The sequence below is a fragment of the Geobacillus sp. YHL genome (genome assembly GCF_022341265.1).
In the GTDB taxonomy this organism is placed as follows: domain Bacteria; phylum Bacillota; class Bacilli; order Bacillales; family Anoxybacillaceae; genus Geobacillus; species Geobacillus thermoleovorans.
The window spans coordinates 1-21614 of record NZ_JAEIGB010000001.1 but is presented as its reverse complement, the minus strand read 5'-3'; the positions used below and the strand labels follow the sequence as shown (position 1 = coordinate 21614).

Annotated in this window: 17 protein-coding genes and 1 pseudogene; 5 read left to right on the top strand and 13 right to left on the bottom strand. The window is 50.9% G+C overall.

Features of this window, described 5'->3' with window-relative positions; translation table 11 throughout:
* Positions 1–157: 157 nt before the first annotated feature.
* From JCR24_RS00090 to glgB, 6 genes are all read right to left on the bottom strand, one after another.
* Positions 158–1276, bottom strand: coding sequence for an RNA-guided endonuclease InsQ/TnpB family protein (locus tag JCR24_RS00090; protein WP_033012293.1), 1119 nt, complete (start codon positions 1274–1276; stop codon positions 158–160).
* 146 nt (positions 1277–1422) lie between these two features.
* Entirely contained in the window at positions 1423–3837 is a 2415-nt protein-coding gene (locus JCR24_RS00085) for a glycogen/starch/alpha-glucan phosphorylase (RefSeq protein WP_238979872.1), read from the bottom strand.
* A complete protein-coding gene (gene glgA, locus JCR24_RS00080; RefSeq protein ID WP_014196615.1) occupies positions 3824–5281 on the bottom strand; it encodes a glycogen synthase GlgA in 1458 nt (485 codons plus the stop codon). The genes JCR24_RS00085 and glgA overlap by 14 nt, the downstream gene beginning before the upstream one ends.
* Positions 5278–6312, bottom strand: coding sequence for a GlgC family sugar phosphate nucleotidyltransferase (locus JCR24_RS00075; RefSeq protein WP_014196616.1), 1035 nt, complete (start codon positions 6310–6312; stop codon positions 5278–5280). Before JCR24_RS00075 ends, glgA begins: the two co-directional genes overlap by 4 nt.
* Positions 6309–7478: a glucose-1-phosphate adenylyltransferase gene (locus JCR24_RS00070; RefSeq protein WP_238979871.1), complete on the bottom strand. Its 1170-nt coding sequence runs from the start codon at positions 7476–7478 to the stop codon at positions 6309–6311. The genes JCR24_RS00075 and JCR24_RS00070 overlap by 4 nt, the downstream gene beginning before the upstream one ends.
* A complete protein-coding gene (glgB, locus tag JCR24_RS00065) occupies positions 7360–9369 on the bottom strand; it encodes a 1,4-alpha-glucan branching enzyme (RefSeq protein WP_238980002.1) in 2010 nt (669 codons plus the stop codon). The genes JCR24_RS00070 and glgB overlap by 119 nt, the downstream gene beginning before the upstream one ends.
* Before the next feature lie 206 nt (positions 9370–9575).
* On the opposite strand from glgB, the gene JCR24_RS00060 reads away from it, so the two are divergent.
* The gene (locus JCR24_RS00060) at positions 9576–10526 is read left to right on the top strand and encodes a cation diffusion facilitator family transporter (RefSeq protein WP_238979870.1); all 951 of its coding nucleotides are present in this window, start codon (positions 9576–9578) and stop codon (positions 10524–10526) included.
* Between the two features lie 130 nt (positions 10527–10656).
* Positions 10657–11283: a LysE family translocator gene (locus tag JCR24_RS00055; RefSeq protein WP_011232354.1), complete on the top strand. Its 627-nt coding sequence runs from the start codon at positions 10657–10659 to the stop codon at positions 11281–11283.
* Between the two features lie 337 nt (positions 11284–11620).
* Here the strand turns inward: JCR24_RS00055 and JCR24_RS00050 are convergent, their stop codons facing one another.
* Positions 11621–11812 (bottom strand): hypothetical protein, encoded by a 192-nt coding sequence (locus tag JCR24_RS00050; protein WP_021322722.1) that lies wholly within the window; start codon positions 11810–11812, stop codon positions 11621–11623.
* 105 nt (positions 11813–11917) lie between these two features.
* Positions 11918–12472, bottom strand: coding sequence for a GNAT family N-acetyltransferase (locus tag JCR24_RS00045; protein WP_238979869.1), 555 nt, complete (start codon positions 12470–12472; stop codon positions 11918–11920).
* Between the two features lie 322 nt (positions 12473–12794).
* Here JCR24_RS00045 and JCR24_RS00040 point away from each other — a divergent pair, with 322 nt between their 5' ends.
* A complete protein-coding gene (locus JCR24_RS00040; RefSeq protein WP_238979868.1) occupies positions 12795–13421 on the top strand; it encodes a TetR/AcrR family transcriptional regulator in 627 nt (208 codons plus the stop codon).
* Positions 13418–14319: pseudogene (locus tag JCR24_RS00035) on the top strand (class I SAM-dependent methyltransferase). Before JCR24_RS00040 ends, JCR24_RS00035 begins: the two are co-directional and overlap by 4 nt.
* A 135-nt stretch (positions 14320–14454) precedes the next feature.
* On the opposite strand, the gene JCR24_RS00030 reads toward JCR24_RS00035, so the two are convergent.
* Genes JCR24_RS00030 through JCR24_RS00015 form a run of 4 tightly spaced genes read right to left on the bottom strand, consistent with a single transcriptional unit; the run spans position 14455 to position 18953 of the window.
* Complete coding sequence (locus JCR24_RS00030; protein WP_014196620.1) at positions 14455–15975, bottom strand: Ig-like domain-containing protein; 1521 nt, start codon at positions 15973–15975, stop codon at positions 14455–14457.
* A 34-nt stretch (positions 15976–16009) separates the two neighbouring features.
* Complete coding sequence (locus tag JCR24_RS00025) at positions 16010–16990, bottom strand: FecCD family ABC transporter permease (RefSeq protein WP_238979867.1); 981 nt, start codon at positions 16988–16990, stop codon at positions 16010–16012.
* Positions 16983–17990 (bottom strand): FecCD family ABC transporter permease, encoded by a 1008-nt coding sequence (locus JCR24_RS00020; RefSeq protein WP_238979866.1) that lies wholly within the window; start codon positions 17988–17990, stop codon positions 16983–16985. The genes JCR24_RS00025 and JCR24_RS00020 overlap by 8 nt, the downstream gene beginning before the upstream one ends.
* Positions 17991–18011: 21 nt before the next feature.
* Entirely contained in the window at positions 18012–18953 is a 942-nt protein-coding gene (locus JCR24_RS00015; protein WP_021322727.1) for an ABC transporter substrate-binding protein, read from the bottom strand.
* Positions 18954–19580: 627 nt separating this feature from the next.
* Between JCR24_RS00015 and JCR24_RS00010 the strand changes: the two genes are divergently transcribed.
* On the top strand, positions 19581–20093 hold the full coding sequence (locus tag JCR24_RS00010; RefSeq protein ID WP_011232374.1) for a hypothetical protein: 513 nt from the start codon (positions 19581–19583) through the stop codon (positions 20091–20093).
* Between the two features lie 305 nt (positions 20094–20398).
* On the opposite strand, the gene JCR24_RS00005 is transcribed toward JCR24_RS00010, so the two are convergent.
* On the bottom strand, positions 20399–20860 hold the full coding sequence (locus JCR24_RS00005) for a YobA family protein (RefSeq protein ID WP_014196625.1): 462 nt from the start codon (positions 20858–20860) through the stop codon (positions 20399–20401).
* Positions 20861–21614 lie beyond the last annotated feature (754 nt).

The following is a 21614-nucleotide window of genomic DNA, read 5'->3' as shown; positions in this document are numbered from 1 at the left end:
AATTCCCTAAAAGGACGATGATTGAGTCAACTACCCCCACTTCGCTAACGCTTGAAGTGGGGGCTTGCAACTCCCCAGAAGTGCGAGCGGACTTGGTCCTCCTTCCTTGACTTGGGGTTGCATCAGGGGCAGGTTGACAACTGCCCAACGACGCAGGTCATGCCTGTGTCGTTCCTTCAACGATGTACTCTATTCCTTTTCGTTGAAGGTTCATGGCACCAATGCGGTCATCGTTTGAGGTGTATCCGCATGTTCGGCAACAAAAGGTGTGTGTACGCTTGTTTCGATTGGCTTTTTCCGTATGCCCGCACTTTGGACATGTCAAAGAGGTGTAATGCGGAGCAACCACCATCACTTTTGACCCATGCAAACGCGCCTTATACTCTAACAGTTGACGGAACTGATAGAAAGCCCACGATACGGTTTCATATCGGTCATGGATACGTACACGTTCTGTTTTTTCACGAATGCCTGTTAAATCTTCTAATACAAAAAGGGTACGTTCTCCATATTGACGAACGAGTGCCTTCGTGACAGCATGGTTCACATCCGTCATCCAACGGTTTTCTCGTTGTCCGATTGTTTTCAACTTCCGACGCGCAGAAGCCGTCCCTTTTTGCTGGAGGGTTTTTCGCATTCGTTTGTACTTGGCACGCATATGCTTGATTTTTCGTCCGTTAAAAAAGATCGTTTTCCCTTGCGAATCATAAGCTGTTGCAAGAAAGTTAACCCCTACATCAACACCGACCACTTGGCGAATGTTGTGTTCATCTACGGTTGGAATTGTTTTGGTCATGGGGATGTGCAAAAAGAATTTGTTATGCTTGTAGACGAGTTTGGCTGTGCCAAACGTCCATGAGCCATCAAAATATTGTTCCATGCCTTTTGGTTCGAATGGCACTTTGATTCGTCCTTCTAGTGTATTGACAGAAAATAACCCTTGAACAATGGAGTAATCTCGATTCCAAACGAGGTCATATTCAGGCTTTTTAAAGCGAACCAATGTCCATTCATGACCATTGCTTTTTAGGGAACGGTATCTAGCGATCACCGTTTTAATCACAGATTGCGCCATTTGCGAACGCAAAGCGTAGTTTGATCGAAGTAGACGATAGGTCATGTCGTGTAACTTGGCTTGTGCAAGCACTTTTGTGTCAAAAATCACAACAGACACAGCGTTGCACGCTTGTCGATAAGCGGAAAGGGTGGCTTTCAATACTTCTGCTTGTTCCGCTGTTGGGTAAATTTTGATTTTGGCTGTTAACGTCATGTCCATTTGTCTCACCTCTCTTTCACTAAATATATTTTTTAGTGATACAAAAACACAAAAAAGCGATTCCTCCCCCACTTACTCCCTTTGGTCGTTGAAGTGGGGGTCTCCTCGCCAAAGACGATGAAAAAGCAGCCCAAAAACGTCCTTTCCTAAGTTGAGAAACGTTCCCCCGACGGCAAAAGACCCCAAATTTCGGCCGCGTATTCCGCTACGGTCCGATCGCTGGCGAAACGGCCGGAATGCGCGATGTTGACGGCGCTCATCCGCCACCAGCGCGCCGGATCGCGGTAAGCCTCTTCAACCCGCTCGTGCGCCTCGGCGTAGGCGGCAAAGTCGCGCAGCACAAAATATTCGTCGTTTTGCGCCAACAGCGAGTCGTAAATCGGCTCAAAGTAGTCGCCGACATCAGGGAAAAAGCCGTTGATGAGCTGGTGGACAACTTGCTTGATCCGTTTGTCATGATGGTAATACTCATGCGCCCGATAGCCTCCGTGTTCGTAGTAGCGGAGCACTTCATCGGCCGTCAGCCCGAACAAAAACATGTTTTCCTCCCCGACGGCTTCCGCGATTTCGACGTTCGCTCCATCCAGCGTGCCAAGCGTAACGGCGCCGTTCATCATAAACTTCATGTTGCCCGTCCCGGACGCTTCTTTGCTGGCTGTTGAGATTTGTTCGCTCACATCGGCGGCCGGAATGATTTCTTCCGCGAGCGATACGCGGTAATTTTCCAAAAAAATGACCTTCAGTTGCTCGTTCGTCCGTTTATCGTTGTTCACCTGATCCGCCACCGAATGGATGAGCTTGATGATCCGCTTGGCGTAGTAATAGCCTGGCGACGCTTTCGCTCCGAAAATGAACGTGCGCGGGTGGATCGAAACACGCGGGTCTTCTTTCAGCCGATTGTATAAATGCATAATGTGCAAAACGTTTAACAACTGCCGTTTATAAGCGTGCAGCCGTTTCACTTGGACATCAAATATCGACGATTCGTCGACAACAATGCCCGTTTTTTCGGAAATGTGCTTGGCAAGCTTCATCTTCCGCTGCTGTTTGACCGCAGCCAACGCCTGCTGAAACGCCGGATCGGAAGCATAAGACTTCAGCTCAATCAATGCTTCCGGCTCGCGGATCCAGCGCGGACCAATCGTTTCCGTAATCAACGCCGACAGCTCAGGGTTGGCTTTCAACAGCCAGCGCCGGTGCGTCACCCCGTTCGTTTTGTTGTTGAACTTGTGCGGCGCCCATTCGTAAAACAAGCGCATCTCCCGCTGTTTCAAAATCTCCGTATGCAGTTTCGCCACGCCGTTGACGCTATGGCTCGCAACGACGGCCAAGTGCGCCATTTTCACCATCCCGTGGGCGACGATGGCCATTTGTTCAATCCGCCCCCAATCGCCGGGATAACGTTCCCACAGCTCGCGGCAAAACCGTTCGTTGATTTCCTCGACAATCATATAAATGCGCGGCAACAGCGGCTGAAACAGACGAATCGGCCATTTCTCCAACGCTTCCGCCAGCGTCGTATGATTCGTGTACGCGATCGTATGGGTCGTAATGTGCCAAGCCTCTTCCCAGCTCATCCCTTCCTCATCGAGCAAAATGCGCATCAACTCCGGAATCGCGAGCACCGGGTGCGTGTCGTTGATATGAATGGCGACATATTCATGGAGGCGGCGCAAGCTCCCGTGCTGGCGGCGATGGGAGCGAGTGATGCTGCCGAGGCTGGCGGCGGCGAGAAAATACTGCTGCTTTAACCGGAGCAGTTTGCCTTCATCGTGCGTATCGTCCGGGTACAAAAACTCCGAAATGGCTTCCGTCTCCCGCTTGTATTGCATCACATCTTTATGAAGCGGGAACGTTTTCGCCGGCTCGGCGCTCCAAAGCCGGAGCGTGTTGACCGTGTTCGTCCCGAAGCCGATGATCGGCATATCGTACGGCACAGCCATCACGTTTTCGCTGTCGACATGGCGGAACACAAGGCGGCCGTTTTGTTCCGACACCTCGACCCTTCCCCAGAAGCGAACTTCGACCGCCAGCTCTTCTTTCCGGATTTCCCAAACGTTCCCGTTTCGCAGCCATTGCTCCGGCAGCTCGACTTGATAGCCGTCAACGATTTTTTGATCAAACAGCCCGTGTTTATAGCGAATGCCATGGCCGTGGCCCGGCAAATTCAATGTGGCGAGCGAGTCAAGAAAACAGGCGGCGAGCCGCCCCAGCCCGCCGTTGCCAAGCCCGGCGTCCGCTTCGCATTCCTCAATGTCCTCAAGGCGGATGCCGAGCTCGCGAAGCCCCTCTTCGACCATCGGGCGGACGCCGAGGTTTAACAAGTTGCTTCCGAGCAAACGGCCGAGCAAAAACTCGATCGACAAATAGTACACCTGCTTCCGCCGCTCCGCCCGGCAGCGCTCGTTCGTCGCGATCCAATGGCGGCTGATATGTTCGCGCACCATCTGGCCGAGAACGTGATAATGATCGCGCGCCGTCGACTCCGCAAACGGTTTGCCGCACAACGCCTCGACCCGCGTCACAAACGCCCGTTGAAACGTTTCTTTATCCGCGAACAAGCGCGTCTTCCCCCTTTTTGTTCAGCTGTTCGTACGCTTTTCGATACTCCCTCGCCGACCGGCGCCAGCTGTAATCGCCGCGCATCGCCCGCTCCATGAGCCGCTCCCAGACAGATGGCTGGCGGTAGAACGACAGCGCCCGGCGGATCGTGTACAACATGTCGTGGGCGTTAAAGTTCGTAAAACTGAACCCGTTCCCTTCTCCTGTGAATTCATTGTACGATTGCACCGTATCGTTCAGCCCGCCCGTTTCCCGAACGATCGGAATCGTCCCGTACCGAAGCGCGATCATTTGGCTCAGCCCGCACGGTTCAAACAATGACGGCATTAAAAACAAGTCCGCGCCCGCATAAATTTGATGGGCGAGCGGTTCGTGAAAGCCGATGTACACCCCGACTTTGTCCGGATAGGCCGCCGCCATTTGCGAGAAAAACTGTTCAAACCGCCAATCCCCCGTTCCAAGCACAACAAGCTGCATCTCTTCCTGCATCAGATCATGGAAGACGCACGTGACTAAATCGAGCCCTTTTTGCGCCGTCATTCGCGTCACCATCGCGACAACGGGCGCATCATCCCGCTCTGGCAGACCGAACCGCCGCTGCAGGGCGCGCTTGTTGAGTTTTTTTCTTTCCCGCGTATGTACGCTATAGGTCGCCGCTAAAAACGGATCGGTTTCCGGGTTGTAAAACTCGTCGTCAATGCCGTTTAAAATGCCAAGCAAATCATCCCGCCGCGCCCGCAACAGCCCGTCAAGCCGCTCGCCGTAATAAGCGGTTTGAATCTCTTCTTTGTACGTCGGGCTGACCGTCGTAATCAAATCGGAGGCGACAAGCGCCCCTTTCATAAAGCTGACGCTTCCGTAAAACTCGAGATGGTCGACGGTGAAATACCGTCCGTCCAAATTCAACAAATCCTCTAAAATCCCGCGCGGAAACAGCCCTTGAAACTGCAAGTTGTGAATCGTAAAGATAGTGCGGATATCCGCATAAAACGGATCATGACGGTATTGCTCGCGCAAGAAAAACGGAATCATGCCGGTGTGCCAGTCATGGCAATGAATGATGTCGGGCTGAAACGAAATCGCCGGAAGCGCGTCCAGCACCGCCCGGCAAAAATAGGCGAACCGCTCGCCGTCGTCACCATGGCCGTACAGCTGCGGCCGTTTGAAATAGTATTCGTTGTCGATCAAGTAATAGACGACCCCGTCATGCTCGAGCTTCTCAACGCCGCAATACTGGCGGCGCCACCCGACCGGCACGACGAGCTCCGCCACTTTGCCCATTCGTTCTTTCCACTTTAGAGCAATCGTTTCATACTTTGGCATCATAACACGGACGTCCACGCCGAGCCGGCGCAGCTCTTTCGGCAGCGCGCCGGCGACGTCAGCCAATCCTCCCGATTTGGCAAACGGAGCGCATTCTGATACGGCAAACAGCACGTTCATCGATTCACGACCTCCCCTTGCACCGTTCCTTTGCGAACGACAAACGGCCGCTCCGCCGTCCCTTGCAAAACGACCCCCGGTTCGATTTTCGCGTCTTTGTCGACGATGACGCCATCAAGCACACAACCATCGCCGATTTGGCATTTTTGCATAATGATGCTGTTCTTCACAACGGCTCCTTTGCCGATTTTCACGGAACGAAACAAGACGCTGTTTTCCACCGTTCCTTCAATGACGCAGCCGTTGGCGATCATCGAGCGCTTCACATTCCCTTCCCGCCGGTATTTCGTCGGCGGCTCGTCTTTCACTTTCGTATAAATCGGCCGCGATGGAAGAAAAAGCTGCTCCCAAACACTGCGGTCAAGAAGCTCCATGCTCGCGCGGAAATAGCGGGCGAGCGAATCGATGACGGCCGCATACCCGCTGTATTCATAGTCGCAAATGGACAGCGAATGACAGTTATCGCAGACGACATCGACGATGCTTCGATAGCCGCGGTTTTTATAATTGGCAATGAAATCAAGCAGAAGAGACGTCTCCAACACGTACATCTCCAGCGGCTCGCCGCGATGGCAAATTCGCGTCACATCGCAGCCGCGTTCGATATGGCGCTCGAGGACGGCGTCAAAGTCGATGTTGCACACCGTGTAGCTATTGACGATGACCGCATACTTTTGCCGACTCCGCAAAAAATAGTCGATATGCTGCTCAAAATGGGCAAACGCCCCGACCCGGCGCTCACCGGAAAACAACAAGTCCGGCGATGGGAAGAAAAACAATCCGTCCCGCTTTCGGTTTAAATCCCAATTCTTCCCTGATCCTAAATGGTCCATCAGCGACCGATATTGGTATTTCGGAAAAATCGCGACGCTTTCAATGCCGGAGTTGACCATGCTTGAAAGCACGAAATCAATGAGCCGATACCGCCCGGCAAACGGCACCGCTGCGATTGAGCGTTGCTCGACAAGCGGCGCCATTGCCTCCATATACGTGGTCGCGTCGATGACGCCCAACATCATGTTGTTGTTCATTGTGCTCCATCCTTCCTTGCGGTGTCCTTATTCCGTTGCTTGATCCACTCGGTCGTTACGAGCACGACGTCATCATCAGCATCGCCCGGGCTCACAGTCGAATGCGGCGGGATGACGATCTCCGGAGTGACGATCGCTCGCTCGACATACGCTCCTTCACCAACTGTTGCCCCTGGCATAATGACGGATTCTTTCACAACCGCTCCCTTGCCGATGCAGACGCCTTGAAACAGCACCGAGCGCTCCACCGTTCCTTCCACGACGCATCCCTCATTGATGAGAGAATCGCTCACTTCCGCCTCGGGAGCGATGTATTGCGGCGGCTGGTTCGGGTTGACCGAATAAATGCGCCACGAGCGATCAAACAAGTCAAGTTCATTGTGTTCATCGAGCAAATCCATGTTGGCTTCCCACAAGCTTTTGACGGTGCCGACATCTTTCCAATAGCCTTTGAACGGATAGGCCACGAGCCGCTTGTTCTCCCGAAGCAGCCGCGGAATCACATCTTTGCCAAAGTCGTGCGACGAATGCGGATCGGCGTTGTCGATTTGCAAATACTCCCTCAATAACGGCCAATTGAAAATGTAAATGCCCATCGACGCCAAATTGCTCTTTGGCTCCGCCGGTTTTTCGGCAAACTCGACAATTTGCATCTCGTCATTCGTATTCATAATGCCAAACCGGCTCGCCTCTTCCCACGGCACTTCAATAACGGAAATCGTTGCATCCGCCTGTTTGGCGATATGGTAGTCGAGCATCTGCTGGTAATCCATCTTGTAAATATGATCGCCAGACAGCACGAGAACGTAATCCGGGTCGTATTGTTCAATATAATTCATATTTTGATAAATGGCGTTCGCTGTGCCTTCGTACCATTTGACGCCGGAAGAGGCGGAGTAAGGGGGAAGGACGGTGACGCCCCCGTTTCTTCGATCTAAATCCCATGCGCTTCCGATGCCGATGTACGAGTGCAAAAGAAGCGGCTGATATTGGGTCAACACCCCGACTGTGTCAATGCCCGAGTTCGTGCAATTGCTCAACGTAAAATCAATGATCCGGTACTTCCCCCCAAACGGCACGGCTGGTTTCGCGATGTTTTTCGTCAGCGAGCGAAGCCGGCTTCCTTGCCCGCCGGCCAATAACATGGCGATGCACTTCTTCTTCATTCTGCTTTCTCTCCCCTCGTTTTTGCACTGGCCGCAAAATGGAAATGCCAAACGGCGGAATCGTCATGCGCACATGGTACGGTTTTCCATGAAACGGCTCATGGAAAGCGGAAAGCCGCTTCGAATTGACATGCCCTGATCCGCCAAACTCCGCTGCATCGCTGTTCAGCACTTCGCGGTACGGCGCCAAAAGCGGCACGCCGACTTTGTAATCGTCATACGCCTGATTTGTGAAATTACAAACAATGACCAGCACATCACCTTCTTTTTTCCCCCGGCGGATGAATGAGAAAATACTTTGCTCGGCATTATGAACGTCAATCCATTCAAACCCCCTCGGATCATGATCAAGCTCGTAAAACGGCTTATACCGTTTATAGCAGGCGATCAGCTGCTTCACATATTCGTCCATTTTCCGGTGCAATTCAAAATCGAACAGCACCCAGTCCAGCTCCTCGGCAAACTTCCATTCATCAAACTGGGCAAACTCACTGCCCATAAACAGCAGCTTTTTCCCAGGGTGGGCCATCATGTACCCATACAATAGGCGCAGCTGGGCGAACTTCTCTTCGTACGACCCAGGCATTTTATTGAGCAGCGATTTTTTGCCATGCACAACTTCATCATGGGAAAATGGCAAAATGAAATTTTCCGAATACGCATAAAGGAGGGAAAAACTGACTTGGTTATGGGCGTATTTCCGCTCATGCGGCGGCGTTTCCATATACTTCAGCATGTCGTTCATCCAGCCCATGTTCCACTTGTAGTTAAACCCAAGGCCGCCATCGTACGTCGGCGCGGTCACCCGAGGCCAGTCGGTCGAATCTTCAGCGATCATCAAGACGTTCGGGTCATAGGCAAACACCGCCTCATTCAACTGGCGCAAAAACTCGACCGCATACGGATTTTCATAGAGCCGGTCGTTGTTCGGCCAATAAAGCATATTGGCGACCGCATCGACGCGGAATCCGTCGACGTGGTAATACTCGAGCCAAAACAAGGCGTTGGAGATGAGAAAACTGCGCACTTCCGGTTTGCCCAAGTCAAAATTCGCCGTCCCCCAGACGTAATTTTCTCGGTCTTTTTCATTCGCGTATTCATACGTCGGCGCGCCGTCAAACATATATAACCCGTGGGCGTCCTTGCAAAAATGCCCCGGCACCCAATCGAGAATGACCCCGATTCCTGCCTGATGGCAGCGGTCGACGAAATACATGAAATCGTGCGGCGTGCCATAGCGGCTTGTCACCGCATAATAGCCGGTCCCTTGATACCCCCACGAACGGTCGAGCGGATGCTCGACAAGCGGAAGCAGCTCAATGTGCGTAAATCCACGCTCTAGCACGTACGGGATAAGTTCGTCGGCCATCTCACGGTACGTCAAAAAACGACCTTCCTTTTTCTTCCACGAACCGAAATGGAGCTCATAAATGACCATCGGCTGCTCGTAAATCCGCTTTCGCCGCTTCTTCCGCTGCCAAGACTGATCGTTCCACTGGTATCCTTTCAGATCGTAGACAATCGAGGCGGTGTGGGGGCGCAATTCGGAGCAAAACGCGTACGGGTCCGCTTTCAGCAGCACCCGCCCATCCGGCGTGACGATCTCATACTTATACAAATGCCCTTCCAAGTTTTCCGGGACAACGATCGTCCATACTCCTTCATCGTTCACTTTGGTGAGGCGGAACTTCGCCCCGTCCCAGCCGTTAAAGCTGCCGACCAGGCGCACGTCGCGCGCATGCGGCGCCCAGACGCAAAAGCGGGTGGCGGCCCTTCCGCCCTCATCGATCACGTGGGCGCCAAACAGCTCGTAGCTTTTATGCAAGCTGCCTTCATGAAACAAATACACTTCCAAATCCGTCGGATTCGCCGCAATCAAGCTCGATCGCATCCTTTCTGAAGCAAGATGATGGCCATACACAACATTGATTCCTATTCGCCAGCAGCAGGATTCATTCCTTGAATTGTTCGTCTATATTTTTAGACAAATTCCAACAACCGCTCTTTCTCGCTGTCGAAATTTCATTTGCACACAGGCGGATTTTTATATTATAATATATATAAGTTGATAATTATTATAAATAACGGAGGTGCATTATGGCTCCAACACTGTACGATTTTCACCATCTCCCGCACGTCAAAACGCAACATGAATCAAAAAAAGCGCTCTGGGTGACGCTTTTGTTGACCATGTTTTTCACCGCCGTTGAAATCATTGGCGGACTGATTTCCAACTCGCTCGCCCTCTTGTCCGATTCGGCCCATATGGCATCCGATGTATTGGCGCTTGGATTGAGCATGGTCGCCCTCTACATGGCAACGCGCCCGCCGAACCGCCGCTTTACGTTCGGTTTTTTGCGATTTGAAATCATCACATCGTTTTTGAACGGGCTGACGTTGGCCGTCATTGCGCTGTGGATTTTATGGGAAGGCATTCAGCGTTTTCTTCATCCTGAACCGATCAACTTTCGTCTTATGCTCGGAATCGCGGCGATCGGCCTCATCGTTAACTTGACGTTGACCATCGTCTTAAGCCGGAGCACGAAAGAAGAAGACAACTTGAACGTTCAGAGCGCCCTTTGGCATTTCATCGGCGACTTGATTAGCTCGATCGGCGTCATCGTTTCCGCGCTGCTCATTTACTTCACCGGCTGGACGGTGTTCGACCCGATCATCAGCTTAGTGATCGCCGCCATCATTTTCACAGGCGGAGCGAAAATTATGCGCGAATCGTATCTCATCTTAATGGAAGCCGTGCCAGATGGGTTCGACCTCGAACAAATCCGCGCCGATATTCGAAAGATCGAAGGGGTCGAAGACGTGCACGACATGCACTTATGGGCCATCTCGACCGACCATTACTCGCTGTCGGCTCATGTGTTTGTCAACGAACGCATCCAGCCGCTATGCGTCATCTTGGCGGTGAATGAAATGTTGAAGGAAAAATACGGAATCGAGCACGCCACCATCCAGGTGGAGCACGCCATGCTCCATGACCATGGCCGCTATGGCCGGGCGTTTTTGGAGAAAAAAGCTTTCCATGAATAGGAAATGCCGCCTCTGCTTCTAATGGCATGGGCGGCTTTTTCGTTTGTCCATTTTCCCTTTCAAACAAAAAGGAATCAATACGATCCGCGGCGAACATATAGAGTCATCATGCCGAAGGAAGGGATGCCTCATGGGAATCGGAACGATCTTCTCGTTTTTCGGCGTCGCCGTTTTGCTTACGTTAGCGCCGGGGCCAGACATTTTGTTCGTCATCGCCCAAAGCCTGTCCCAAGGCAAACAGGCGGGCATCGCCACCGCGCTCGGGCTGTGCACCGGCCTGCTTGTCCACATCAGTGCAGCCACGCTTGGCGTCTCGGCTGTCATTTACCAATCCGCCTTGGCGTTTGCCATCGTCAAGTACGCCGGCGCCGCGTATTTGCTGTACTTGGCATGGCAGGCGTTCCGCGAAAAAGACAGCAGTCTCGCCTTTGGGCGGCAGAAGCCAATGGCATACGCCTCGCTGTACAAAAAAGGCATTGTCATGAACGTGCTCAACCCGAAAGTGTCGCTCTTCTTTTTGGCGCTCTTGCCTCAGTTCGTTGATCCGTCAGAGGGCCGCGTGCCGCAACAGATGTTGCTTCTTGGCGCCGTCTTTCTCGCTCAAGCGCTCGCCGTCTTCACCCTTGTGAGCATCGGCGCGGAAAAACTGCGCCATCTGTTGCTGTCGAACAAACGAATCGCCAAGCGGATCAATCGGCTAAAAGGCGCCCTGTTCGCCCTAATCGGCATTCAAATCGCCTTCAGCGAGCGTTCGTAGCGGCGCGCGGCCAGGAACGGCCGCTCCTTTCTGCGAGCAGCCCCCAACACCTCTTTTACTCAAAAAAGCGCCGCGCCTCCTAGAGAACTGGTGAAAAACGACCGATTTCGCCGAATCCGTTGCTTTTGGGTGAAAGAGAGGCGTTGATTTTACAGGACTTCTCAATTTGAGAAGAGTCCGTTTTTCGCGACTTTTCACTAATTCACCGGCCTTCTAGAAGACCGGTGAAAAACAACGGATTCGCTCGATTTGCGAGAAGTCGAAAGGGATAAAGTTATGGTGTTGCAAGGTTTTTCAATTTGAGAAACGCTGTTGGGGAGCAACATTTCCCCTTAAATCACAAGTCTTCTAGGAGAAGCAACGGCAGAAATAACAGCACATCGGGACCAAATGACAAAAGATTGGGCATTTCAACCAAAACCAACATGGCGGCCTTTCTCTCGCAGGCCGCCATCCGTTTGTATTGTTCCCGCTGCGGCTTCATGAGCCTGACGCCAAGCGGCAACAACCTCATTCCCTTGTCGCTCACGTTCTCCCTCCTTGTCACTCCGGCCGCCGCACCGAAGCGCAAACCGGCGCAATAGAAAGGAAGGAAATGCTCATCGAGCGATCTCCCCGCACTCATCCGCCGAACCTACTTGACAAAGCGGGCCATCAAAATCAAATCCCAATACGTCCCGTCATCGATTTTTGCAGCTTTTTTCTTCACGCCTTCTTCCACAAATCCAAACTTTTGATACAATCGAATCGCGTTCGTGTTGTCAGCGACGACTTCGAGGCAAACTTTTTCAATCAAAGGATTTTCTTTTGCCCAATCAAGGAGCGCTACAAGCAACGCCGTGCCGATCCCCTGGTCTCGAAAGCCGTTTTTCACGCTCATGCCGAAAGACCCTTGGTGCTTCGTCCGCTGCTTATTACCGTTATGAAAATCCAAAAACCCGATGATGTCCCCTTCCTGCTCGGCGACAATCGCCAGCTTTCCGGGATCATCAGCCATTTGTTGCAGCCATTGCCTTTGCCGCTCGCTTGTCGTCACCACTTCCGCTTCTGTCGTCAACAAATACGGCGCTTCCGCTACCACCGCCTTCACAAACGCGACGACACGCTCGGCATCCTCAGGCGATGCCGTCCGTATAACAATCGGTTGGCCGCTTGCCGTTATCAACCGCCTTGGTTGAATGTTCCCCATAGCCATCCTCCTTGCTTGATGTGCATCCGTATAGATTCGTAAGCACGAGGGCAATATCCTGCACGCAAAAGAAAAACCTCTTCTGTCTCATAGTTCGTATTACTGTCAACCATTGGGCCATTCACCAAAAGCCCCGATATATTTTTAGTGATTCGCCTGATGAATGTTGAACCATCCACTTTCGATATGCTCTACGAACACCACCCCAGCTCCCCTTCATCACCATTGTTTTGATGGCTCGTTTGTCAATAAAGTAACCACTTGACAAACAGAAAAACAAAAGTATACTAATAGTATACTTTTGATACTAGGAGTATCAGCTATGAAAGAACATATCGCCGCTGTACACAAACAAACGATTGCCCAAGCCGCTGAGCGGTTGTTTCTCGAACGCGGGTTTGACGGCACGTCAATCAGCGACATTTGCGCAGCGTCGGGATACAGCCGCCGTACGGTGTACCGCTACTTTGACACGAAGGAGGAGATTTTGTACTACATTGTCGCGAATGGTCTCAAACAGTTGCGTGATCGTCTAACCGACATCGTGCAAGCCGAGCAGCCGTTTTTGGCCAAGTACGAACACATTTGTAAAGCAATGCGCGCTTACTACGAACATTGTCCCGTTTCGGCGCGCGCCGTCCGCGAGTTTCGCCCGCCATCGTTGGACGCAGTGACACCCACCATGGAAGCTATTTTCTCTTTAGGAACGGACATCAATGACGCCCTCTCCCGCTGGATCGAGCAAGGCATCGCAGAAGGCGTTGTCCGCGAAACGGTGGACGTCATGATGACCGTGTACGTGTTCTCCGCACAGCTACACGCGTTGTTTGACCTTATCGAAACAAAAGGAGCGTTTTTGCTGCCGACGCTCGGCAAGACGAAAGAACAATTTGTCGCCTACGGCCAGAAGATGATTCTCCATAGCCTCGCAAAGGAGCCATTGCCATGAAACCAAACGAACCGAGCATGACCGCATTGATGTCCTGTTTCGTCCGCGCTTATCATACGGAACACGATACGCCTGTCATTTTTCGTGACGATATGGCCAGACAGCTGATCACAGACGAAGAATACAAACAAATCCAAGCCTTTCTCGCCAACGGCTTGGGATTTTTTGCCCCCGAGCGGCTTGATGCGTTCTCATCGGACGAAGAGAAAGTGAAATGGATCGTCCAAACGCAGCTCGCTCCGACTCCAATCGCCCGCGCCGCCTATACCGAACGGGTCGTCCAACACGAAAAGCGGCTTGGCGCGACGCAATATGTCATGTTAGGAGCAGGGATGGATACGTTCGCCTTCCGTCATCCAAACAGCGGCCTGACGATATTCGAAGTCGACCATCCCAACACGCAGCAATTCAAGCGCGAACGCATCCACATGGCCAACTGGAAGATGCCAAACTGCTTGCAACTGGTCGCCGCTGATTTTACCAAGGATGACGTGGCTTCCCGATTGCTCGCAGCCGGCTTTCGCCCAAACGAAAAAACGGTGTTCAGCCTGCTTGGCGTCTCATATTATCTGGAAAAAGAGCACTTCTATCGTCTTTTGCACCAACTCGCTCCATTGATGACAGAGGGCAGTTCTATCGTGTTTGATGTTGCCGATGAGCAGCTGTTCACCTCCACCGTCAAGCGGGTGCAAAACACGCTCGCCCTCGCCCGGCAAAGCGGTGAACCGATGAAAGCGGCGTATTCGATCAAGGAACTGGAACAACAGTTGCAACATGACCGGCCCTCATTTTCGAACACGTATCGCCGGAACAAATCCAAGCGGAATTTTTCTCGAACCGAAACGACGATCTGACAGCGTTTGAACATGTCCATTATGTCCATGCGGTGCGCAAATAACATCCAGGAAGGCCTCTGAATTTTGTGATTTTCCATGATTATGTGATATTGAAACATGTCTATTCACCAAAAAATCGACCGAACCCTCTTTGAAGCATCCCGCTTCAAAGAAAGGCTCGGCCGACAGGTTCCTTCTTATTGCCCTTTCGTCACCGTCGCTGTGGTCGCTTCACTATGGTTTTGCGCTTTGTCTTCTTGTGTCACAATGATCATCAGCTGGCCATTGTTGAATGCAGACAGATCGATCGTCTTCGAAAAATTCCCATTCGAGTCCGCCGACGTCCGTTCAACGAGAGATTTTTGTCCATCCGTAATGATGATTTGCACCGATGCGTTGCTTTCTGCCGTTCCTGCGATCGTATATGCCGCTTGATTTTGATTCGTAACGGCTGGCAGGGCGTTCAATGATGGAGCGGCAACAGCGGTATCCTTCCAAACCGTCGTGGTTGCCTCTGGGCTTACATTGCCCGTTGCACTCGTTTGAACGGCTGTAATGGTAATCAGTCCATCGCTTAACGGGGAAATATCAGCTTCTACACGGTATCTCCCGTTTTCTTCCACCGTACCGACTGTGCTGATTTCATTCGTTCCATCGGACAAAGTGACCTCCACTTCCGCCCCTGGCTCTCCCTTGCCCGTCACCTCATAAGCAGTTGCATCTGCGCTGGCGTTCACATATCCTTTATTCTCAATAGATGGCTTGGCAGGAGAGGTCAACGATTTGATGAGGACGACGCTTGCCATCCGGCTTTCATTTCCCGCCTGATCGATCGTTTTCACACGGATCGTGATCTTCCCGTCCTTCAGAGAAGAAGTATTGATCTCTACTTCATAATTCCCATCTTCATCCACAAGTCCGCTCGCTGAGACGGATTTTTTTCCATCAGCAGCCTCCACCACCACTTTCTCTCCAGGCGTGCCTGTCCCCGTGACTGGATACGCTTCATAGTTGAAAGCGTTAATATATCCTTCATTCAACAGTTCAGGGGCCTCTATGCTCACATCTTTCCGAAGCACTTTCTTCGATTGGCCGCTTTGGTTTCCTGCCGAATCCACGCTAACCGCGGAGACCGTAATCTCTCCTTCCGCCAGTTTTCTCGCATCGATCACCGCTCGGAATCTCCCTTTGCCGTCTGCATGCACCATTTTGGTGATGCGCTGCTTTCCATCGCTCAATGAAACCTTCACAGCGCTATGGGGTTCTGCTGTTCCTTGAACAGCATAAGCGTTCTGCTGCTTGGCATTGATCCATCCTTTATTCGTGATCACCGGAACGGAAGGCGCCTTCGTATCCTTGATAATCTTTTTTTGTACGCGGCTATGCTTCTGTCCCTTGATGATTTGCGTGACAGACACCGTCAATGTCCCATCTCGTAATGTCGATACGTTGACCGGCGCTTCAAACGATCCGCTCTTTTGAACAACAGTGTAATGAGTGACAGATGCTTTTCCATCGGTGATCACAATTTTGATCTTCGCTCCCTTGAGCCCTTTTCCTTTTACGATATACTCTTTCACAGTTGAAGCATTCACCGGCTGTGCACTTTCAATGGCAAGCTTGGCCGGTTTCGCCGCATATGCTTCAGACTCCGCCGCACCCGCTATGACTAAACTGGCTGTTACGAAACTAGAAACCATCCATTTTTTCCAACCCATAACGATCCCCTTTTCATCGATAGATTCGATCATGTTATAATTTTGCTCGTCGAAGCAGAAAGAGAAAGTACGGGGCACCAAGGAATGCCGTCAGGATGCCGACTGGGATTTCGATTGGCGCCGCGATGGTTCTTCCTGCCGTATCCGCGCTGATCATCAAAATCGCTCCTAATAAGGCGCTGACCGGAATGAGCCGCTGATAATCGGCCCTTGTCAACAAACGGGCAAGATGGGGGATGACCAGTCCCACAAATCCAATCGGACCCGATACGGCCACCGCGCTTCCGCACAAGCCGACCGCAATGAGAAAAATCAGGAAACGGGCTGCTTGGACACGCAGTCCCAAACTCGCCGCTACATCATCATGCAGCTGCAAAACATTCATGCGGCGATAACAAAGATAAGCAAATCCGAGTCCGATCACCGACCAGGGAACAATGAGAAAAACATGTTCCCATGTCCGTCCCCATAAACTCCCCGCCAACCAAATGACCGCGGCATCAATCCCTTTGGTCGCAAAAAACAAAATCCCTGTAATGACGGCCTGAAACAAGGCATCAAAAGCAATTCCCGATAGAGCAAACCGGCCCTTATCCATTCCTTTCTTCCAGGCAAACGCATACACGCAAAGGCCGGCGAAGAGAGCCCCGAAAAAGGTGACGAACGGCAGGCCGCTGACAGGAAAATGCGGAATGATCAGCAGCGCCAACACAGCAAAAAAGCTGGCGCCAGCCGTCATTCCAATGACATTCGGAGCAGCAAGCGGGTTTTGCGTCACGGCTTGCAACAGCGCTCCGGATACGGCGAGGTTGGCGCCGACAAACAGCCCAACCAATATCCTTGGCAAGCGATATTCCCACACGATTTCCCCATTCAGGGAAGACTTTCGGTTGAAAAATGCCTCCCATACTTGCGAAACAGGGATTTTCACATCCCCGAAACAAGCGCCGAGCGGCACGATGATGACAAGAAGCAATGCCAACCCAGCCACAAGTCCCACATCACGCTTACGCATTCCATTCGCCCTGCTTCCTAATCAAATACAAAAAATATGGGCAACCAATGGCGGCGGTAAACACCCCGACAGGAAGTTCAATCGGCTGCGCCACCAAGCGTGCAAGCAAGTCAGCCGTCAAAAGCAACATTCCTCCGCACAAGGCGCTGACCGGAACGATATACGTATAGTTCACCCCGACCATTTTTCGGACGATGTGCGGAATGATCAAGCCGATAAACCCAATGACCCCGGATACGGACACCGCACTTCCAGCCAAAATAATAATCATGACTGCCATCACAGTTTTGAGAATCCCCACATGAACACCAAGCCCTTTGGCTGTATCATCGCCGAGCTCCAACAGATCCATTTTCGAAGCGATCATGATGGAGAGGAGCAAGCCAGCAAGAGACCATGGAGCGATCAGCGAAACATGGCGCCATGTCAAGCCGTTTAACCCACCGGCCAGCCATGCATATACGGCGGCTGCGTCCTGTCCAAGCAAGACCAAAATTCCGACGGTGATCGCATGCAAAAATGCGCTGACCGCCACTCCGGCAAGGGTCAAACGAACCGGGGAAAGGGTGCCTCTCTTCAGAGACAAACTATATACGAGGGCTCCCCCAACCGCCGCCCCCAAAAAGACAAGGGGAGAAAAGAAAAGAAGGGGAAGGCCGGCGAAAAAATATTCGATTAGAACAACCATCGCAGCAGCGCCGGCCGACACTCCCATGATTTTTGGCTCGGCCATTGGATTTTTCGTTAAACATTGCATCATCGCTCCAGCCACAGCCAAACTCGCCCCAATCAAAACCGCTAGAAGGGCGCGGGGAAAACGCAGTTCCCAAACCACCGTTCGTGCTTTGGATCCATCGTCATGCAAAAGGACATCCAGCACTTTTGGAATAGGCACAAAAAACGGACCAGAGACTAAAGAAACGATGATCAACAAAATGATGCCCAACACTAACATCGAACTGATCCATATCGCTCTTTTTCCGTATGCCAAAGATGACATCCTCTCGCTAGCCCCATCCCATCACTGATAACGTTTTAAAATGGATGCCGCTTCTTTTACAATCAATTTTGCCGCCAACGGTCCCCGACTGCGAGACCAAAGATCGCGATTGACTTCCACCACCCGCTTTTCTTTCACCGCTTTTAATTGGGACCAAATCGGGTTGGCTTTCACTTTTTTCAGGTCATTCTTCCCAGGATCCGTATAGGCAAACAGCACGTCTGGATCGATTTCTAAAATTCTTTCTAAACTTACTGTTTTAAAGTCGGAGTATTCATCCCCTTTTTCCTTAAATGCATAATCAGCCTTAAGCGCCGTAAAAATCGATCCGGAGAATGAGTTGTCCTGCCATACATTAATGCCATCTTTATTGACGAAAAAGCCCAATACACGAAGATTTTTATCTTTTAATTTTGCCTGCTGCGATTTCAATTCTTTATAAAACTGATTCACAAACGATTTTGCCTTCGCCTTCCGCCCTAAGATGTCTCCTAATACAAGAAGCTGATTCATGGCTTCTTTGTAGCTGTTCGCACGAAATCCCGCTACTGGCGCAATCTTTTTCAGCTGAGGGATAATCGCTTTATGGAACTCAAATTCATGGTCGATAATGATCAAATCCGGTTTGAGCGCTGCGATTCTCTCTAAACTCGGGGCGCTAAGTGCCCCAACGCTTGGCACCCCTTTTAGTTTATTGCGCAAGTATGTAGGCACCGTTCCAGAATTGGAAATCGTATACCCCACTGGCTTTAAGCCTAACGTGACAACCGCATCTGTCCCCGCCATGCTTAACGTGACAATCCGCTTCGGGGTACCTTTGATCACCAGCTTGCCAAGCTCCGTCTTAAACACCCTTGTCTTGGATGCGGCCTCGACAGGCGCAGCCGGTTGAGCCAACGGCACAAGCAACACGAACAACGCCATCAGCATGGCAAGAAGAGAGGTCCATTTTTTCTGCAACACGTTACATATTCCTCCTTCAATCTATATTTAATAATGATAATCCTTATCAATTAAGATGATAATTGATATTGAATATCTTTGTCAATACAATAATAAAAAACATTCCTAAGCAAGCGTTGCTCCCTACCCTGGCATGAAAATCGCTGATCAAAGCGGCGCATTTTCGCAGAAAAAGAAAGTCAGTTTTGCAAGGGTTTCTCTAATTGAGAAAGAATGCGAATCGATAGTCTTTTTTACCCAATCACCCACCCTCTAGAAGGATGGTGAAAAACGAGAACGGCCTGCAAATCGATGGCATTTCATCAGAAAAGAAAGCCGATTCAGCCGCGTTTCTCGAATTGAAAGATAGCAGGAATCAGCCATATTTTGCGCTAAATCACCAGCCCTCTAGAACTTGTCGCCCCTGTTCATCATCATTCTTCAAAAAATCCCTTGTCTCCCCCCCATACGATTTATGCTAAAATGGAAGCTGGATGTCCCCAAATCTGCTGCACACATGCCCACGGATGATCGACTCCTTTGGCAACCCCTTCACCAACAAGGTCCAGACAGCGTTAGGAAAGCAATAAAAGCCATGAATAGCTGTTTTGAATCACCGTCAATCCACACTTGGAAAGGATGATCCATATGGAAGCATTGCTTAACCAAATTTTGGATCGACTCGATCAACTCCATTCGAGCGTCGGCGTCTTGACATCCGAGGTCAACGAGATGAAAAATCAACTGAACAAGATCGAAGCGAGAGCGGGCAGCATCGAAGAGAGAGTGAACAGCATCGAGGCGAGAGTAGACAGCATCGAATCAAGAGTAAACAACATTGAAACCAACATGGCCACCAAAGACGAACTCGCCGAGCTCCGATCCAAAGTGGACGACATCGAAGCGAAAATGGCCACGAAAGACGAACTCGCTGAACTTCGCTCCACTGTAAACGGACTCCAGTCCAACGTAAACGAAATTCAAGCAAAGATGGCGACCAAAGACGATCTCGTTCCTATTCGACAAGCGGTCATGGAAATCGATCAAATTGTCAAAAGGATCGAGGTCAACCAAGAACGCCACGAGCACATTTTGGCCATCCTCTCCAAACGCTCGATTGAACATGAGGCATCCATCGCCAGCCTGCGGCAAGCGCAATAACTCGACAAGGGAACAAATGGACAAGGGGCGAGCTGTGCAGCGCAACATGGAAAAAACATTCCTTCCAGACACGAACCGCGGGGGCTGTCCGAAAGAAATTCCCCCAAAGCGACTGGATCGCGGCCGGCCAAAGCGACAACGCCCAGCTCTACTTGCCGGACCGTCCGCTTGTCTCGGTGTTGTCTTCGTAATGACTTGTTTTCGGAATCCAACGAATTGTTTGGCGCGTCATCGACAAGCTGTCCCCCTCTCCCCCGTGCTGGGAAGAGGAGGACAGCTTTTGCTTCGCATGCGGCAAAACGCTTTTATTCATCTTTGATCCGAACGTCGAATTCCGTTCGTTCATGGGCGTCTTTTATTTGAATCATCCAAGTGTCCGCTTGTTTGTCATAATGAACAGCCCGAATCACAGGAATCATATGCTCGAGCCGACTCTCTTCTTGTTTCAACGCTTGGCGAATCGCCTCCTCCTCCGATAAGCTGGCGCCATCACGCGGAGAGCTTGGCACAACCAATACTTTGCCCGCCTTCCCTTGGCCTGGATACGATTCAGCAATCCCCCCATCTATCCAAACTTGAACTTTTTGACCAATGTTCACTCGCGCTGGTGCACTAGAAACCAAGATGGCATTATAAAACTCTTTAAGCCCGCCTGTGGAACGAAAATCTTGCGGATCAGAACTGACAACCAAAATGCTCCCCCCTTCTTTTCTCACGACATACCCTTCAATGGCATAGCGGTCAGTTTGCCCGCTACAACCTGCCAACCAAACACTCCACACGGCGGCAATGAAAGCAAGCCATCTTTTCAGCCCAATCTCCTCCTCCTTTGTTACATTAGTCGCATTTACGAAAAAATCGTTTCACTCTTTTATGAAAAGCTCCAGTTTGTCAAATCCATCATGGGTACTAAAAAAACATGATGATTGACGAAATCATGGATGATCTAGATGGTAGAAATGCAAAGTTCATGCAAAATTTTTTCGGAACTCCCAGAAAATGAAAAACGACCGCAAATGCGGTCGTATCAAGGGTTTCACGATTTTCGATCGTGGGCTATCGAATTCCAAGGATGCCGATGGTGGGAGTCGAACCCACACGGGGGGCTACCCCACACGATTTTGAGTCGATTATGAAACCGTGCATCCCTCTCAATTAAAGCAAACCCATATGCGACAAGGGGTTCTTTCATTTTCTCATTTTCTGGTCCATTATTACCGAATACGACTCGAGCCTTCATGCTGTTTGCAGATATTATATAAACCCGTGGTGCTAGATAAACTCAAACAAGCATAAAAATAGCCCTTGCATGAGGATCCCCTTAAAATGAAAGTGCAACCAACCATTAAAAAGGAGGATCCCTATGCAAGAGCACTTTCATTTTACTACAGATCGGGCCAAGATTCAAAAGCAATATGCCGCCATGAGTCAGTCAAGACTTTGTGGAGAACATTTTTTCGGTTCACTACGGGCGTTGTCAATCACTAGTTAGCGAACCATTTTCAGGAATTAATATCGTAA

Excerpts from the sequence above, each read along its gene's own strand:
- JCR24_RS00090 (WP_033012293.1), bottom strand. The coding sequence starts at position 1,276 with ATGGACATGACGTTAACAGCCAAAATCAAAATTTACCCAACAGCGGAA.
- glgA (WP_014196615.1), bottom strand. The coding sequence starts at position 5,281 with ATGAACGTGCTGTTTGCCGTATCAGAATGCGCTCCGTTTGCCAAATCG.
- JCR24_RS00075 (WP_014196616.1), bottom strand. The coding sequence starts at position 6,312 with ATGAACAACAACATGATGTTGGGCGTCATCGACGCGACCACGTATATG.
- JCR24_RS00070 (WP_238979871.1), bottom strand. The coding sequence starts at position 7,478 with ATGAAGAAGAAGTGCATCGCCATGTTATTGGCCGGCGGGCAAGGAAGC.
- glgB (WP_238980002.1), bottom strand. The coding sequence starts at position 9,369 with ATGCGATCGAGCTTGATTGCGGCGAATCCGACGGATTTGGAAGTGTAT.
- JCR24_RS00060 (WP_238979870.1), top strand. The coding sequence starts at position 9,576 with ATGGCTCCAACACTGTACGATTTTCACCATCTCCCGCACGTCAAAACG.
- JCR24_RS00055 (WP_011232354.1), top strand. The coding sequence starts at position 10,657 with ATGGGAATCGGAACGATCTTCTCGTTTTTCGGCGTCGCCGTTTTGCTT.
- JCR24_RS00045 (WP_238979869.1), bottom strand. The coding sequence starts at position 12,472 with ATGGGGAACATTCAACCAAGGCGGTTGATAACGGCAAGCGGCCAACCG.
- JCR24_RS00040 (WP_238979868.1), top strand. The coding sequence starts at position 12,795 with ATGAAAGAACATATCGCCGCTGTACACAAACAAACGATTGCCCAAGCC.
- JCR24_RS00030 (WP_014196620.1), bottom strand. The coding sequence starts at position 15,975 with ATGGGTTGGAAAAAATGGATGGTTTCTAGTTTCGTAACAGCCAGTTTA.
- JCR24_RS00025 (WP_238979867.1), bottom strand. The coding sequence starts at position 16,990 with ATGCGTAAGCGTGATGTGGGACTTGTGGCTGGGTTGGCATTGCTTCTT.
- JCR24_RS00020 (WP_238979866.1), bottom strand. The coding sequence starts at position 17,990 with ATGTCATCTTTGGCATACGGAAAAAGAGCGATATGGATCAGTTCGATG.
- JCR24_RS00010 (WP_011232374.1), top strand. The coding sequence starts at position 19,581 with ATGGAAGCATTGCTTAACCAAATTTTGGATCGACTCGATCAACTCCAT.